Below are 14,802 nucleotides of genomic sequence, written 5' to 3' on the forward strand. Positions count from 1 at the left end.
GGCTCGGCGTCCGGGCCGGTGGACGCGGGCGGTATGGCCATCCGGTCGCGCCCGGAGAGAGCCTCAGCGCGCGGTGAGGACTCGCAACACGTGGTCCAGGTACGCGCGGCGGGCGTCCTTCGTGGCCGGCAACTCGGCGGGCGTGGAGTGGGCCACCTGGGCGTGGCCGAGGTACGCGCTGTAGGCGAGTAGCGCCCGGTGCCGGGCCTCTTCGGCCGGGAACCCCAGCCGTCGCAGCAGCGTGGTGATCACGTCGAGGCGGGCGCGCGTGGCGCGGGCCAGCACGTCGGCGACCGCCGGGTGGCCGGCGGTGGCGAGCAGGGCGGGACCGACGCGATCGCTTTCCGCCGCGCCGATGACGCGCACGACGAGGGCGCGCAACTGCACCTCGGGGGCGTCGGCCGCGCCGGTGATCTCCTCGATGACCTCGGTCGTGGTCCGCGCCTCCCAGCGGGCCAGGGCGGCGTCGAGGAGCGCGTCGCGGTTGGCGAAGTGCCAGTAGAAGCTGCCCTTCGTGGCGCCCAGGCGGGCCGCGAGGGGCTCCACGGCCACTGCCGGCACGCCGCCCTCCGCGATCGCGGCGAGGGCCGCCTCGACCCAGTCCTCTTTGCTCAGTCGCTGCCGTTGCGCCACGACCGTACGCTACCGTACGGTTGACCATACGGATGCGTATGGAGGCGTTCATGGGGTACGACGTCATCGTGGTGGGGGCCCGGGTGGCCGGTGCGGCGACCGCGCTGCTGCTGGCCAGGAGCGGGCTGAAGGTGCTGGTGGTCGACCGCGCGCCGGCCGGCAGCGACACGATCTCCTCACACCAGGTCCAGGTGCCCGGCATCGCCCGGCTCGCCCGGTGGGGCCTGCTCGACGCCCTGGTGCGCGCCGGCACACCGGCCACCAGAGAGGTCCGCTTCGACGGCGACGGCACCGTGCTGCGCGGCTCGTTCCCCGCGTACGACGGGGTCGACGCGCTCTACAGTCCACGCCGGACGGTGCTCGACGCGCTGCTCGTCGACGCGGCGCGCGCGGCCGGCGCCGAGGTGATCGACGGGTTCCGGGTCGAGGAGCTGACCGCCGAGGGCGGGCGCGTGACGGGGGTGCGCGGCCGGGCCCGGGGTGGTACGGCTCTGCTTACCTACAGTGCGCGCCTCGTCGTCGGCGCAGACGGCAAGCACTCCACCGTCGCCGACGCTGTGGGCGCCGCCCGTTACCGGCAGCGGCCGGCGCTCGCCTTCGCGTCGTACTCGTACTGGTCGGGGGTTCCCGTCACGGTCGGCGAGATGTACCAGCGGCCCGGCCGCGCTGTGGCCGTCTTCCCCACGAACGGCGATCTCACCATGGTGTACGTCGCCGCGCCCCTGCCGTCGTTCGCTGGCGCGCGCGCCGACCTGGAGGGCCACTACCTGGCCACCCTGGACCGCTGCGGCGACCTGGGCGAACGGGTACGCGCCGGGACGCGCGTGGAACGGCTGCGCACGACCCCGGACCAGCCGAACGGGTTCCGGGCGGCGCACGGGCCGGGCTGGGCGCTCGTCGGCGACGCCGGCGCGGTCATGGACTCGGTCACCGCACAGGGCATCACGAACGCGCTCGTCGACGCGGAGCTGCTCGCGCACTCCATCGTGGACGGACTCACACGGGGGCGGCTGGACGCCGCGCTCGCCCGGCGCCAACGGGAGCGCGACCGGGGACTGCGGGCGATGTACGACCTCACCGTCAGCTTGGCCCGGTTCGCGCCGCCCAGCCTGGGGCAGCGGCAACTGCTCGCGGCGATCGCCGACCGGCCGGCGGAGGTGAGCCGGTTCCTGGGGATGTTCGCCGGGATGGAGTCACCGGCCCGCTACTTCGGCGCGCCGAACGCGCTGCGGATCCTGGGGGCGCGCGGCGTCGGCCGGCTCGCCCGCCGGCTGGCAACGGCGCGGCTGTGCACCGAATCGTGAGCCGCGCCGCCGGGCGTCAGATGTTGTGCCAGCCGCGCTTGATGTCGGAGGCGGCGCGCGGCTCACCCACCCGGAGCACGCCCACAGGCGGCCGGCTCGGCAACGGCGACCGGCCGGGTCGCCCAATTTCCTACGGCTGGGGCTTGTCCTGGCCGGGCGGGGTCACCGGCGGGATCGCCGGGGACACCGGCACGTCGGAGGGCTCGAAGCTGTCGGGCAGCTTGCGCAGCCGGGAGTTCATGTTGCGGATCAGCAGGACGGTGCCGATGACAAGCAGCACGATGATCAACAGGCCCGTCGGCCCAGCAAGGCCGCCGTCGCGGGTGTCGCCGAAATTGTTATCGGCGAGCAGCTCAATCATCGGTGGGGTCCTCTCTCCACACCCCTAACGGTACGCCCCCGCCCGGCGGGCTCAGCTTCGGGCGGGCTCCTCCGCGCAGCAGAGCGTCTCCCGGACGCCTGCGAAAAGATCATTTTCGGGAATCGTGGTGTCGACCAGGGAGCGGGCCAGCTCGAACTCCTCGGTGGGCCAGGCGACCTTCTGCAGCTCCAGAGGCACGTGGAACCACGGGCCGTCCGGGTCGACCTGGGTGGCGTGGGCCCGGAGGGCGTCATCGCGGAGGTGCAGGTAGTCGCCGCACGGCACCAGGGTGGTGATTCGCCCCGACTTGTCCCAGTCGTCGCCCCACTCCTCGATCCGCTTGGCGTACTCCGCCGCGGCCGGGATGCCGGCCGCGACCATGGCCTCGTAGAGCGCGACGAACTTCCGCTTCGAGAAGTTCATGTGGTAGTAGAGCTTCAACGGCTGCCACGGCGCGCCGGCCTCCGGGAACCGGTCGGGGTCGCCGGCCGCCTCGAACGCGGCCACGCTCACCTCGTGGGTGCGGATGTGATCCGGGTGCGGGTAGCCGCCCTCCTCGTCGTACGTCGTCATGACGTGCGGGCGGTGCTGGCGGATCAGCCGGACCAGCCGCTCCGTGGCGACCTCCAGGTCCACCAGCGCGAAGCAGCCCTCCGGCAACGGCGGCAGCGGGTCCCCCTCGGGCAGGCCCGAGTCGACGAAACCGAGCCACTCCTGGCGAATGCCGAGGATCTCCCGGGCGGCGTCCATCTCCGCCCGGCGGATCTCCGCGATGTTGGCGAGCACCTCGGGCCGGTCCATCTTCGGGTTGAGCACGCTGCCACGCTCGCCGCCCGTACAGGTCACCACGAGGACATCGACGCCTTCGGCCACGTACCGGGCCGCGCTCGCCGCGCCCTTGCTGGACTCGTCGTCGGGGTGGGCGTGCACGGCCATGAGGCGCAGCTGCTCGGCCACGGGTGCTCCTGTTCTCACGTGTCGTGGGTCCCGTCGCCGCCGGATAGCCGGACCTGCGACGATGGTGCGCGTGACAGATGTGCGGGCCACCCCGGTCGAGTTTCCCCCGGGCCGGTACGGACGCCGTCGTGACCCGAAACGGCGGCGGTGGGTGCCGGTCGTCGCGGGCCTTTTGATCATCGCTGCTGGGCTGGCGGTGACGGTCAAACTCTACCGACAGTACGGCGTTCCGCCGTACCAGGTCGGTGCCGTCGCGGTGACGGACGTCACCGCCACATCGGTGAAGATCTCTTTCGAGGTACGGGTACCCGAGGGCCAGGGCGCGCGGTGCACCGTCCGGACCCGCAACCGGGCGGGGGTCGAGGTCGGCCGCGCCGTGGTGGATCTTCCCGCCGCCGGCCCACAGGCGCGCACGCTTTTCGGCAGCGTCGTCCTGACCGCCACTGACCAGCCCTTCTATTCCGACGTGCCGGGGTGCGGCCCCGCTCGTTGAGTTACTCGGGTGGGGCGCGCCTTTGGTACGCTGGAGGATCTGGCTCAGCCGGGAGGAGTCCTTCCGCTGGCCAGAACCCCAGGTTAAGCCCCCTATCCGCCCGAGGAGTTCCCCGTGTCCACGACCGATCGCGAAACGCACGCGACCTGGCTGTCCCAGGACGCGTACGACCGACTCCAGGCCGAGCTCGCCGAGTTGATCGCGCAGCGCCCGGCCGTCGCCGCCGAGATCAACGCGAGGCGCGAGGAGGGCGATCTCAAGGAGAACGGCGGCTACCACGCCGCCCGCGAGGAGCAGGGCAAGGCCGAGCACCGCATCCGCTACCTGCAGGAGTTCCTGCGTACGGCCCACGTCGGCGAGGCGCCCACCACGGACGCGGTCGCCCCCGGCACGGTCGTGACGATCCACTTCGACGACGACCCGGACGACACGGAGACGTTCCTGCTGGGCTCCCGCGAGATCGCGGCCACCACGGAACTGACCGTCTACAGCCCCGCCTCGGCGCTGGGCCAGGCCATCAACGGCGCCAAGCGCGGCGACACGGTCTCGTACACGGCGCCCACGGGCGCCACGATCAGCGTCACCGTGGTCGCCATCGAGCCCTTCGCCGGCTGACCATCAACACCTGATCAGGTCCACGGTCGCTTCAGGTCTACGGTCGCTTCAGGTCTACCGTCGAGCGGCCCTGCGCGGGCTAGTCCAGAGCGCGGTCGGGAGTGACCGTGTAGCCGCTCTCGCGCAGGGCCGTGACCAGGTGGTCGGAGTGCTCCGACCCACGCGTCTCCACGGCCAGGCCGACCTCGACCTCGCCAAGCCGCAGGCGCTGGTCGTGCCGCTGGTGCTCGACGTCGACGACGTTCGCCCCCTGCTGGGCGATCTCGGCGAGCAGCGCGGCGAGCTGCCCGGGGCGGTCGCCGCAGCGGACCCGGATGCGCAGGTACCGACCGGCGGCGGCGAGGCCGTGCTCGATCACCCGGACCATGAGCAGCGGGTCGATGTTGCCGCCCGTGAGCAGGACGACCACGGGCGGCTTGACGTCCACGACGCCGGCCATCAGGGCGGCCACGCCGACGGCACCGGCCGGCTCCACCACGAGCTTGCTGCGTTCCAGCAGCATGAGCAGCGCCCGGGAGATGTCCTCCTCGGTGACCGTGACGACCTCGTCGACCGTCCTGCTGAGGTGGGCGAAGGTCAGCTCGCCGGGACGCCCCACCGCGATGCCGTCCGCGATGGTCGACATGGCCGCCAGCCGCACGGGCCGGCCGGCGGCCAGCGAGGCCGGCACGGCCGCGGCCCCGACGGCCTGCACGCCGATCAGCCGGATGTCCGGTCTGAGAGCCTTCAGCGCCACCCCCAGGCCGGAGATCAACCCACCACCGCCCACGCCGACGACGACGGTCGCCACATCGGGACACTGCTCCAGGATCTCCAGGCCCACCGTCCCCTGGCCCGCGATCACGTCCGGGTGGTCGAACGGATGGATCAACACCGCTCCGGTACGCCGGGCGAAGTTCTCCGCCTCGACGAGCGCCTCGTCGACCGTCTCCCCGATGAGGTGGATGTCCGCGCCATACCCCCGGGTCGCCGCGATCTTGGGAAGCGGTGCGCCGACCGGCATGAAGACGGTCGCCGGCGTGCCGATCAGGCTGGCCGCCACGGCCACACCCTGGGCGTGGTTGCCCGCGCTCGCGGCCACCACCCCGTTGGCGCGCTCGGCGTCGGTGAGCCGGGAGATCCGGGTGTACGCCCCCCGCACCTTGTACGACCCGGCCCGCTGCAGGTTCTCGCACTTGAGCCAGGCAGGGCCGCCGACGCGGGCGGACAGCGGACGGCACGGCTCCAGCGGCGTCATCCGCGCCACGCCGGCCAGCCCGAGCTCGGCCGCCTCGATGTCGGCGAGAGTGACCTCCTCGGTCGGCGGGGTCCAGTCCGCCGGCGGCATCGGGTCGCCCACCGGGACGGACACGGCAAGGGGCGGGTCGTCGCTCATCACCCGATCGTCGCACTCCCGCCGTGGCCCCGTGCGGGAGGCTGGCACAATGCCTGCCGTGCATCGACCGATCCTCGCCACGCTGGGTTACGTCGTGTCGCCGGAGCGCGACCGGGTCCTGATGGTCCACCGCAACAAGCGTCCGACGGACCTGCATTTCGGCCACTACAACGGGCTGGGCGGCAAGCTGGAGTCCGATGAGGACGTCGTGTCGGGCATCCGCCGCGAGATCTACGAGGAGTCCGGGCTCGTCGCCGACGCGGTCACGCTGCGCGGCACGATCTCGTGGCCCGGCTTCGGCAGGGCCGGGGAGGACTGGTTCGGCTTCATCTTCCGCATCGACGAGTGGCGCGGCGAGGCGTACCCGGGCAATGACGAGGGCACGCTGCACTGGGTGAAGATCGCGGACCTGGAATCGCTGCCCATGTGGGACAGCGACCACCTCTTCCTACCGATGGTCTTCGACGACGACCCGCGCAGTTTCCACGGCTGGATGCCGTTTCACGCGGGCCGGATGGTCGACTGGTCCTACGTGCGCGCCTGAGCGCCGAGGCGGGGCCAGCCCGGCGCGTGCGGGCGCCACGGCGCGGCCAGCTCCATCTGGGCCGCGACCGCGAGCACCAGCAGCTCGCTGCCGGGCGGGCCGACGATCTGTACGGCGGCCGGCAGCCCGTCGCCGCGTACGCCGGCCGGCACGGAGATCGCGGGGAACCCGGCGATGTTCCACGGGGCGGCGTACGGGGCGTAGCGCAGGTTCGCCGCCATGTTGGCCCGCCAGGTGCGCCCCGACCACGGCTCGGCGGCCGGCGGCGGCCCGGCGAGGACGGGCTGCACCAGCAGGTCGAACCCGCCGTCGACGAACCAGGCCTCGCACCGCGCGCGCCAGGCGTCACGGTCGCTGTCGCGCACGACGCCGCGCTTGTCCGCGTGCGCGCCGAGCGAGATGTGCCGGCGGGTACGCGGTTGCAGGTCGGGCAGCCACAGCCCGGCGGACTCCCGGTGGGCGATGGCGCACCACGTGGCGATGCCGAGCAGTCCCAGCTTGGTCGGGTACGTGGGGTCGCTCGACACGGTCCGGTGCCCGAGCGAGACGAGCACCCGGGCGGCCGCGGCCACGGCCTCGCGGGTGTCGCGGTCCGGGGAGACACCCGCGACCGGGCTGCGCACGGACACCGCGATGCGCAGCTCGTCGGGCTCCACGAGCGGGGTCGGGGTGCGACCGGCGAGCACGGCGAAGCCGACCGACACGTCCGCGACCGTCGTGCCGAGGATGCCGTGCTCGGCCAGCCCGAGCCAGCTCGTGATCCCGATGTCGTACGGGATGATGCCGCGCCCCGGCTTGAACCCGACGAGACCGCAGCACGCGGCCGGGATGCGGATCGACCCGAGCCCGTCGTTGCCGTGCGCCATCGGCACGATGCCGGCCGCGACCGCGGCGGCCGAGCCGCCTGACGAACCGCCCGGCGTACGGTCGAGCCGCCACGGATTGCGGGTCACCGCGGTCTCGTCGTCGGTCGTGCCCCACAGGCCCAGTTCGGGCATGCGGCTCACACCGAGCACGACCGCGCCCGCGCCGCGCAGCCGGCGTACGACTTCATGGTCGTTGTCGGCGACCGCCGTGCGGGCGGCGACCGACCCGTGCCACGTCGGCAGCCCCGCGACCGCGGTGTTCTCCTTGACGAGGACGGGCACCCCGGCCAACGCCAGGTCGGCGAGGTCCGGCTCGGCGTCGACCTGCTCGGCCTCGGCCAGGGCCTCGCCGGCGCGCAGCACCCGGATCGCGTTGACCTCGGGGTCGGCGACCCGGGCGTGCTCGATATGGTCGGCGAGCACCTCCGTGGCGCGCGCGTCGCCGCGACGCACGGCGCGCGCGATCTGCCGCGCGGTGGCGCCCACCCAGGTGGAATGCTGCTCGAGCACGGCGTTCTCCCCTGTCGCCAGCCGACAATTAAGCCTGCGATGTGCTAACGAGTCAGCGCAACGCCTGTTCCAGGTCGGCCAGGAGGTCGTCGACCGACTCGATGCCGACCGAGAGCCTGACCAGGTCGCCGGGCACCTCCAGCGCGGAGCCCGCGACCGACGCGTGGGTCATCCGGCCGGGGTGCTCGATGAGCGACTCGACGCCGCCGAGCGACTCGCCGAGGACGAACAGCTTGGCGCGGTTGCAGACCTCGATGGCCGCCGCCTCGCTGGAGAGGCGGAAGCTCACCATGCCGCCGAAGCGGCGCATCTGCTTGGCGGCCGTCTCGTGCCCGGGGTGCTCGGGCAGGCCCGGGTAGAGCACGCTGGCCACGGCGGCGTGCCCGACCAGGTACTCCGCGATCCGCTCCGCGTTGTCGCAGTGGCGGTCCATCCGTACCCCGAGGGTCTTGACGCCACGCAGGGTGAGCCACGCGTCGAAGGGACCGCAGACGGCGCCCATGGCGTTCTGGTGGAAGGCGAGCCGCGCGGCGAGTTCGCCGTCGCGGACGACGAGTGCCCCACCGACCACATCGGAGTGCCCGCCGATGTACTTGGTGGTGGAGTGGACCACCACGTCGGCGCCGAGCGCGAGCGGCTGTTGCAGGTAGGGCGAGGCAAACGTGTTGTCGACCACGAGCAGCGCGCCGCTCTCGCGGGCGAGCGCGGCGAGGCCGACGATGTCGGCGATGCCGAGCAGCGGGTTCGTCGGCGTCTCCACCCAGATGATCTTGGTGTTCGGCGTCACGGCCGCCCGCGCGGCGTCCAGATCGGACAGGTGGGCCGGGGTGAAGTCCAGGCCCCAGTTCGCCGCGACCTTCGCGAAGAGCCGGAACGTGCCGCCGTACGCGTCGTCCGGGATCACCACGTGGTCGCCGGGGCGGCAGAGCGCGCGCAGCAGCGTGTCCTCGGCGGCCAGGCCGCTGGCGAACGCCAGCCCGTGCCGGCCGTCCTCCAGCGCCGCGAGGCACTCCTGCAGGGCGTCGCGAGTCGGGTTGGCGGTGCGCGAGTACTCGTAGCCGAGTCGCGGCGCGCCGACGGCGTCCTGCGCGTACGTGGAGGTCTGGTAGATCGGTGGCACCACGGCGCCCGTGCGGGGATCGGGCTCCTGCCCTGCGTGGATCGCCAGCGTCTCGAAGCCCGCAGGCACGCTGTCACCTCCGCTACGCTCCCGCGCCAGCGCGCCTCTGCCCTGCCGCTCGGTCATTGGTTGAGGCTAGCGCCCGCTAGGGTCGATGCCGTGGAGGGTTGCCTGTTCTGCGGAGTGGTCGCCGGGACGACGGATGTGACACGGGTCGCCGACGACCCGTCCGGCGTGGCGATCCTCGACTATCGCCCGGTCTTCAAAGGTCATGTGCTCGTGGCGCCGCGTTCGCACGTCCCGACACTCGCCGACCTGGCCGTCGGCGATTTAGGAGATTTCTTCGCGTTTGTGCAACGAATCGCCATCGCGGTCGAGGCCGGCCTCGGCGCCGGCGGCACCTTCGTGGCCATGAACAACAAGGTCAGCCAGAGCGTGCCTCACCTGCACGTACACGTCGTGCCCCGGACAAAGGGCGACGGACTGCGCGGATTCTTCTGGCCGCGCACGAAATACGCGTCGGAGACAGAATCTTTGGAGTACGCCGCGAAGATCGCCGCCGCACTGCCCGAATGATCTTGGGAACGCCTGGCCGCCGTTCGTGGTTGTGCCGGGTGGCTCCTCTTCGACTGCGAGGTAAGCGGATGTTCCTGAGGTTCAACCAGCCCGAGATGGTCGCCCCCGACAAGGCGCTGCCCGGCCGGGCGACACCCCTACCGGTCGCCGACCGCCACACCGTGCTCGGTACGCCGCTGCGCGGCCCGTGGCCGGCGAACCTGGAGGTCGCGTACTTCGGCATGGGCTGTTTCTGGGGCGCCGAGCGCCTCTTCTGGCGGCTGCCCGGCGTCTACTCCACCTCGGTGGGCTACCAGGGCGGCTACACGCCCAACCCCACCTACGAGGAGACCTGCACCGGCCTGACCGGCCACACCGAGGCCGTCCAGGTCGTCTACGACCCCGCCGAGATCCAGTACGCGGACCTGCTCAAGGTCTTCTGGGAGAACCACGACCCCACCCAGGGCTACCGCCAGGGCAACGACGTCGGCACCCAGTACCGTTCGGCGATCTACGCCACGACCTCCGAGCAGCTCGCCGAGGCGCGGGCGTCCCGGGAGGCGTTCAACCCCCTGGTGCGGGACGCCGGGGCGGGCGACATCACCACGGAGATCGCGGAGGCGGGCGAGTTCTACTACGCCGAGGACTACCACCAGCAGTACCTGTCGGACGCCAAGAACCCGAACGGCTACTGCAACCACGGCCCCAACGGCCTGACCTGCCCGGTTGGTGTAGCCAAGACCGCCTGAACCCGAATCTGTGGCCGCCGCAACTGCGCGGCGGCCACTTTCCGGTGCGCCACCCGTGCGAACTCTTCGAGCGCTGGCGGCTTTCCACGGCGCTGCCCGGAAATCTGTACATACTTCACGCCAGAAACTGCCTATACTTCGAGCGTGACTTCAGTGCCGTTCACCGATGCCCGCAACCGCCTATCGGAACTCATCGACGAGGTGGCCTCGACACACGAGCGGATAGAGATCACCAGGCACGGCCACACCGCCGCGGTCCTCATCTCTGCTGACGATCTCGCGGCCCTGGAGGAGACCCTGGAGGTCCTGTCCAGCGCCGAAGCCATGCGGCAACTCGCCGAGTCCAGGGCAGCCGTCGAAGCGGGGGATGTCCTCGACGCCGGCGAGCTTGCCGCTCTGATGGCGAAGCGGTCGAAGCGGTCACGATGACCGACCCGAATGCCGGCCGCTACCGACTCCAGGTCACCGGCCCTGCCGCCCGCGCCTTGGCCGGAAGACTGCCGGAGAAGATCGCAGCGGCCGTCTACGAGTTCATCACCACCGCCCTGCTCGACGACCCGCATCGGGTCGGCAAACGCCTTCTTCTGCCACCCTTCGAAGGCACCTGGTCGGCGCGACGGGGCACGTACCGCGTCCTCTACGAGATCGACAAAAACAAGCGCATCGTGACCGTTACGGCGATCGAATACCGCGCGGACGCGTACCGGTCGCGTTGACTCACCGCCGAAAAGCCGGCCGGCTCACCCCCTCGCACCCATAGCCCACGTCCTTCTCCCTGAAGTCGAGATCAACGGCAAGTCCACATGGCAGAGCAGGTCGCCGCCGTCGACCCGGAACGGCTCGGCCCACTCGTTGGGCATCTCACCAAGCGCGAGATGACAGACGTCGACGAGGCCATACGCGTGGTCTTGCGACTCGACCGACCGGCCGGACGCGTCAGACCGCCGCGATGATCTCGTTGATCTGGGTGGCCAGGCGGAGGTCCAGGTCTGTAACGCCGCCCGCGGAGTGCGTGACGCAGGTGAACGTCAGCGTGCGCCAGCGGATGTCGATGTCGGGATGGTGGTCCATCCGCTCGGCGACCACCGCGACCCGGTCGACGACCGCGATGGCGGCCGGGAAGCTCGGCAGCTTGACCGTGCGCGCCAGGCCGCTGGAGCCACCCGCCCAGATCCAGCCGTCCAGTGTCGCCAGCGCTGCGGTGACCGCCTCTTCGGGGAGCAATTCGGCCATGAACCAACTCTAGAGCCGTGAACCGCACCGGTACCCACAGGTGCCAATCCGGTTCACAGCGGCAGAGAGGTCACAGCTGCGGAGAAGTCCAGGACGGGGGCACGCGGCCTGATGTGTGCGCGGGGAAGGTGAACCGCGTGCCCCCGCCCTGGTGCGGCGCTGGTCCGGTGCTCGCCGGAACCGGACCGGCACCGCGCAGGAAGGCTCAGAACGCGTCGTACGAGCGCCGGTTGAGGTGGTGACGCCCCTCCGACCGCGGGTATCCGCCGGGGTACGACGCGCGGACGGGCCGCTCGTTGAAGGCTGGCCGGATCCCGCGGGTGACCTCCTCGAAGACCCCCCACGGGGCGGTCACCGGGCGGTACGCGGCCGCCTGGGCGCGCTCCGCCAGCCGGCGTGGGCCGCACGGCCATTCGCGGCCGCACCAGACGCACATGTTGTCGGCCGTGTGGCCGTGGTGGCGACGCAGGATGTGCTCGGCGTCGCGCCAGAGCATCCGGTCGACGACGCCAGCCGGGCATTCGCTTTCGACTACCTGGAACGTGGTCATGTTCCTCCCCCTCAGCGTGCCGGATTGTGCTGACACGGTGACGCTACGGCGCGGCGCACCTCGCTCAACGGACCCGATGTGCGATTGACGGCCATCGTGGTGGACCACGGGTTCGCCCAGAGCGGAACGACAACGGGCATCGATCCGACGAGGCCGGGCGTTGTGGGCGGCATGGCCGATGACATTCCCCCGGGCGAGCCGGCGCTCGACGCGTACTCCCAGGTGGTTACGACCGTTGCCGCGAGCGTCCTGCCCACGGTGGCCAGCCTGACCGTGCGCACGGCGCGGGGGCAGGGCGCGGGCTCGGGCGTGCTGTTCACCGCGGACGGGTTCATGCTGACCAGCTCCCATGTGGTCAGTGGCGGCGCGGGCGGCACCGCCGAGTTCACGGACGGTTCCGAGACGAGGTTCGAGGTCGTGGGCGCGGACCCGCTGGCCGACCTCGCCGTCATCCGGGTCGCTGACACCGGCGCGGGGCGGCCGGCGACGCTGGGCGACGCGGACTCGCTGCGCATCGGGCAGCTCGTGGTCGCGGTCGGCAACCCGATGGGGCTGGCCGGGTCGGTGACCGCCGGCGTGGTCAGCGCGCTGGGGGCGGTCGCTGCCGGTACGCGACGGGCGGCGTACCCGCCTCATCGACGACGTGATCCAGACCGACGCGGCACTCAACCCGGGCAACTCGGGCGGCGCGCTGGCCGACGCGGCCGCGCGGGTGGTCGGCGTCAACACGGCGGTGGCCGGGATCGGCCTCGGGCTGGCCGTGCCCGTCAACGCCACCACCCGGACGATCATCAGCGAGCTGATCTCGACCGGGCGGGTGCGCCGCGCGTGGCTCGGTGTGGCCGGGGTGCCGGTGCCGCTGAGCGCCAACCTGGCGCAACGCTTCGGGCAGCGGCGCGGCCTGCGCCTGATCGAGGTGGTGCCGGGGAGCCCGGCCGGGGAGGCCGGGCTCTACGTCGGCGACGTGCTGATCTCCGCGGGTGGCCGGCCGGTACAGACCACCCAGGACGTGCAGAAGCTCATGCTCGGCAAGGCGATCGGCAGCCGGCTGCCGATCACGGTGCTGCGGCGCGACGCGCTCGTCGACGTGGTCGCGGTCCCGACCCCCCTGGACTAGCGGCCCAGGTAGGCGAGCAGGTCCTGCCGGGTGAGCACGCCCGCCGGCTTGCCGTCGATGAGGACCAGCGCCGCGTCGGCGCTCTCCAGCAGCGCGACCGCCTCCCCGACCGGCTGACCGCCGCCGATCATCGGCAGCGGCGGCTCCATGTGCCGCTCGATCTTGTCGTGCAGGTGCGCCTCGCCCGTGAACAGGGCGTCCATCAGCGACTTCTCGGCCAGCGACCCGGCGATCTCGCCGGTCACCACGGGCGGCTCCGCCTTCAGGACGGGCAACTGCGACACCCCGTACTCGCGCATGAGGTCGATCGCGTCGCGGATCGTCTCCGTCGGGTGCACGTGCACCAGGTGCGGCATCGCGACGGCCTTGCCGGCCAGCACCTCGCCCACGGTCGCGCCCGCGGGCCCGCTCGTGTCCAGGAAGCCGTAGCGGGCCATCCAGTCGTCGTTGAAGATCTTCGAGAGGTACCCGCGACCGCCGTCCGGGAGCAGCACCACCACGACGTCATCCGGTCCCGCGCGGCGGGCCACGTCGAGGGCGGCCACGACGGCCATCCCGCACGAGCCACCGACCAGCAGGCCCTCCTCGCGGGCCAGCCGGCGGGTCAGCGCGAACGAGTCCTTGTCCGACACCTCGATGATCTCATCGGCGACCTCGCGGTCGTAGCAGTCCGGCCAGAAGTCCTCGCCGACGCCCTCGACCAGGTAGGGCCGCCCGGTGCCGCCCGAGTAGACGGAGCCCTCCGGGTCGGCGCCGATCACGCGGACGCGCCCCTCGGAGACCTCCTTGAGGTAGCGGCCCGTGCCGGAGATCGTGCCGCCCGTGCCGACGCCGGCGACGAAGTGGGTGATCCGGCCCTCCGTCTGCGCCCACAGCTCGGGACCGGTCGTCTCGTAATGCGAGCGGGGGTTGTTCGGGTTCGCGTACTGGTCGGGCTTCCACGCGCCGTCGATCTCGCGGACCAGGCGGTCGGACACCGAGTAGTACGACCGCGGGTCCTCGGGCGCGACGGCCGTGGGACAGACGACGACCTCGGCCCCGTAGGCCCGCAGCACGTTCTGCTTGTCCTCGCTGACCTTGTCGGGACAGACGAAAACACACTTGTACCCGCGCAGCTGCGCCACGAGGGCCAGCCCGACGCCCGTGTTGCCGCTGGTCGGCTCCACGATCGTGCCGCCGGGCCGCAGCAGCCCCTCCTTCTCGGCGGCGTCGACCATCCGCACGGCGATGCGGTCCTTGACGCTGCCGCCCGGGTTGAAGTACTCCACTTTGGCCAGCACGGTGGCCGGTAGGCCAGCGGCGACGGAGCGCAGGCGGACCAGGGGGGTGTCCCCGATCAGCTCGACGACGTTCTCGTAATAACGCACGTCAGCAGCGTATTACCGGACCACCTTGCCGGGAATCACGGTGTCCCTGCGGCGCTCCCACTCCAGGAACCGCTCGGTCTCGGCGAACAGGGCGCCGGCCAGCCAGGTCGCCACCACGGCGTCGTCCACGAGGCCGACGACCAGCAGCAGCGCCTCGGGAACCAGGTCGATCGGGGAGACGACGTAGAGGCCCGCCGCCGCCATGGCGAGCAGCCGCGCGCCGCCGTCGTAGTCGCCCTTCAGCGAGGCGCGGATCATGCGCGGAATGGCCGCGAGGCGCTTGCCCATGCCGGGCGTGCCCGGCTTGAAGACGCGCAGCAACGCCGCGTAGGCGGCCTGCCGGCGCAGGGTCGGTGGCATAGGTAAAAGATAACCGCCGGATTCCACCCGCAAACACCGCCGAACGGGTCGCCCACCCGACGATTGTGGCCCGGGCGAGGCACCATTGACGCA

At 71.8% G+C, this 14,802-nt stretch carries 20 protein-coding genes and 1 pseudogene; 11 read left to right on the forward strand and 10 right to left on the reverse strand.

All coding sequences use genetic code 11. The annotated features are described in order from the left end of the window. Positions 1-63: 63 nt before the first annotated feature. A complete protein-coding gene (locus ABD191_RS08165; protein WP_344078570.1) occupies positions 64-633 on the reverse strand; it encodes a TetR/AcrR family transcriptional regulator in 570 nt (189 codons plus the stop codon). 50 nt (positions 634-683) lie between these two features. Here ABD191_RS08165 and ABD191_RS08170 point away from each other — a divergent pair, with 50 nt between their 5' ends. Beyond that, the gene (locus tag ABD191_RS08170) at positions 684-1,937 is read left to right on the forward strand and encodes an NAD(P)/FAD-dependent oxidoreductase (RefSeq protein WP_344078572.1); all 1,254 of its coding nucleotides are present in this window, start codon (positions 684-686) and stop codon (positions 1,935-1,937) included. Between the two features lie 130 nt (positions 1,938-2,067). Here the strand turns inward: ABD191_RS08170 and ABD191_RS08175 are convergent, their stop codons facing one another. Next, positions 2,068-2,298: a hypothetical protein gene (locus tag ABD191_RS08175; protein ID WP_344078574.1), complete on the reverse strand. Its 231-nt coding sequence runs from the start codon at positions 2,296-2,298 to the stop codon at positions 2,068-2,070. A gap of 51 nt (positions 2,299-2,349) precedes the next feature. Beyond that, positions 2,350-3,255: a mycothiol conjugate amidase Mca gene (gene mca / locus ABD191_RS08180; protein ID WP_344078576.1), complete on the reverse strand. Its 906-nt coding sequence runs from the start codon at positions 3,253-3,255 to the stop codon at positions 2,350-2,352. Positions 3,256-3,325: 70 nt separating this feature from the next. Here mca and ABD191_RS08185 point away from each other — a divergent pair, with 70 nt between their 5' ends. Both ABD191_RS08185 and greA read left to right on the forward strand, forming a co-directional pair. Beyond that, positions 3,326-3,748: a DUF4307 domain-containing protein gene (locus ABD191_RS08185; RefSeq protein ID WP_344078578.1), complete on the forward strand. Its 423-nt coding sequence runs from the start codon at positions 3,326-3,328 to the stop codon at positions 3,746-3,748. Between the two features lie 114 nt (positions 3,749-3,862). Further along, positions 3,863-4,363 (forward strand): transcription elongation factor GreA, encoded by a 501-nt coding sequence (gene greA / locus ABD191_RS08190; RefSeq protein WP_344078580.1) that lies wholly within the window; start codon positions 3,863-3,865, stop codon positions 4,361-4,363. Between the two features lie 79 nt (positions 4,364-4,442). Here greA and ilvA read toward each other — a convergent pair whose 3' ends face one another. Next, positions 4,443-5,690: a threonine ammonia-lyase gene (gene ilvA / locus ABD191_RS08195; RefSeq protein WP_344078814.1), complete on the reverse strand. Its 1,248-nt coding sequence runs from the start codon at positions 5,688-5,690 to the stop codon at positions 4,443-4,445. A 106-nt stretch (positions 5,691-5,796) separates the two neighbouring features. On the opposite strand from ilvA, the gene ABD191_RS08200 reads away from it, so the two are divergent. After that, positions 5,797-6,282, forward strand: coding sequence for an NUDIX hydrolase (locus ABD191_RS08200; protein WP_425560681.1), 486 nt, complete (start codon positions 5,797-5,799; stop codon positions 6,280-6,282). Here the strand turns inward: ABD191_RS08200 and ABD191_RS08205 are convergent. Both ABD191_RS08205 and ABD191_RS08210 read right to left on the reverse strand, forming a co-directional pair. Further along, a complete protein-coding gene (locus tag ABD191_RS08205; RefSeq protein ID WP_344078583.1) occupies positions 6,267-7,658 on the reverse strand; it encodes an amidase in 1,392 nt (463 codons plus the stop codon). The two genes, ABD191_RS08200 and ABD191_RS08205, sit on opposite strands and share 16 nt — an antisense overlap. A 52-nt stretch (positions 7,659-7,710) precedes the next feature. Continuing rightward, positions 7,711-8,847: a cystathionine gamma-synthase gene (locus ABD191_RS08210; protein ID WP_344078585.1), complete on the reverse strand. Its 1,137-nt coding sequence runs from the start codon at positions 8,845-8,847 to the stop codon at positions 7,711-7,713. Between the two features lie 90 nt (positions 8,848-8,937). Here ABD191_RS08210 and ABD191_RS08215 point away from each other — a divergent pair, with 90 nt between their 5' ends. The 5 genes from ABD191_RS08215 to ABD191_RS29215 all read left to right on the forward strand — a co-directional run bounded on the left by ABD191_RS08215 (position 8,938) and on the right by ABD191_RS29215 (position 11,035). Continuing rightward, the gene (locus tag ABD191_RS08215) at positions 8,938-9,354 is read left to right on the forward strand and encodes an HIT family protein (RefSeq protein WP_344078587.1); all 417 of its coding nucleotides are present in this window, start codon (positions 8,938-8,940) and stop codon (positions 9,352-9,354) included. A gap of 68 nt (positions 9,355-9,422) precedes the next feature. Continuing rightward, positions 9,423-10,082, forward strand: a complete 660-nt coding sequence (msrA, locus tag ABD191_RS08220; protein ID WP_344078588.1) for a peptide-methionine (S)-S-oxide reductase MsrA — start codon at positions 9,423-9,425, stop codon at positions 10,080-10,082. A gap of 144 nt (positions 10,083-10,226) precedes the next feature. Then, positions 10,227-10,511: a type II toxin-antitoxin system Phd/YefM family antitoxin gene (locus tag ABD191_RS08225; protein WP_344078589.1), complete on the forward strand. Its 285-nt coding sequence runs from the start codon at positions 10,227-10,229 to the stop codon at positions 10,509-10,511. Continuing rightward, complete coding sequence (locus ABD191_RS08230; protein ID WP_344078591.1) at positions 10,508-10,798, forward strand: type II toxin-antitoxin system RelE family toxin; 291 nt, start codon at positions 10,508-10,510, stop codon at positions 10,796-10,798. The genes ABD191_RS08225 and ABD191_RS08230 overlap by 4 nt, the downstream gene beginning before the upstream one ends. 87 nt (positions 10,799-10,885) lie before the next feature. Then, the gene (locus tag ABD191_RS29215) at positions 10,886-11,035 is read left to right on the forward strand and encodes a type II toxin-antitoxin system PemK/MazF family toxin (RefSeq protein ID WP_425560682.1); all 150 of its coding nucleotides are present in this window, start codon (positions 10,886-10,888) and stop codon (positions 11,033-11,035) included. Here the strand turns inward: ABD191_RS29215 and ABD191_RS08235 are convergent. Next, entirely contained in the window at positions 11,019-11,315 is a 297-nt protein-coding gene (locus tag ABD191_RS08235) for a 4a-hydroxytetrahydrobiopterin dehydratase (protein WP_344078593.1), read from the reverse strand. The two genes, ABD191_RS29215 and ABD191_RS08235, sit on opposite strands and share 17 nt — an antisense overlap. A 205-nt stretch (positions 11,316-11,520) precedes the next feature. Next, positions 11,521-11,865 (reverse strand): hypothetical protein, encoded by a 345-nt coding sequence (locus ABD191_RS08240; protein ID WP_344078595.1) that lies wholly within the window; start codon positions 11,863-11,865, stop codon positions 11,521-11,523. A 333-nt stretch (positions 11,866-12,198) separates the two neighbouring features. Here ABD191_RS08240 and ABD191_RS08245 point away from each other — a divergent pair. Both ABD191_RS08245 and ABD191_RS08250 read left to right on the forward strand, forming a co-directional pair. Then, a pseudogene (locus tag ABD191_RS08245) lies at positions 12,199-12,402 on the forward strand (trypsin-like peptidase domain-containing protein); the annotation flags it as partial. Positions 12,403-12,508: 106 nt separating this feature from the next. Further along, positions 12,509-12,982: a S1C family serine protease gene (locus ABD191_RS08250; protein WP_344078597.1), complete on the forward strand. Its 474-nt coding sequence runs from the start codon at positions 12,509-12,511 to the stop codon at positions 12,980-12,982. Here ABD191_RS08250 and ABD191_RS08255 read toward each other — a convergent pair. Next, positions 12,979-14,349, reverse strand: a complete 1,371-nt coding sequence (locus tag ABD191_RS08255) for a cystathionine beta-synthase (RefSeq protein ID WP_344078599.1) — start codon at positions 14,347-14,349, stop codon at positions 12,979-12,981. The genes ABD191_RS08250 and ABD191_RS08255 overlap by 4 nt on opposite strands. A gap of 12 nt (positions 14,350-14,361) precedes the next feature. Then, positions 14,362-14,709 carry a YkvA family protein gene (locus ABD191_RS08260; RefSeq protein WP_344078601.1) on the reverse strand — a complete coding sequence of 116 codons (348 nt, stop codon included), beginning with the start codon at positions 14,707-14,709 and terminating at the stop codon, positions 14,362-14,364. Positions 14,710-14,802: the final 93 nt, after the last annotated feature.

The sequence above is a fragment of the Luedemannella helvata genome (genome assembly GCF_039528415.1).
GTDB classification, from domain to species: Bacteria; Actinomycetota; Actinomycetes; order Mycobacteriales; family Micromonosporaceae; genus Luedemannella; species Luedemannella helvata.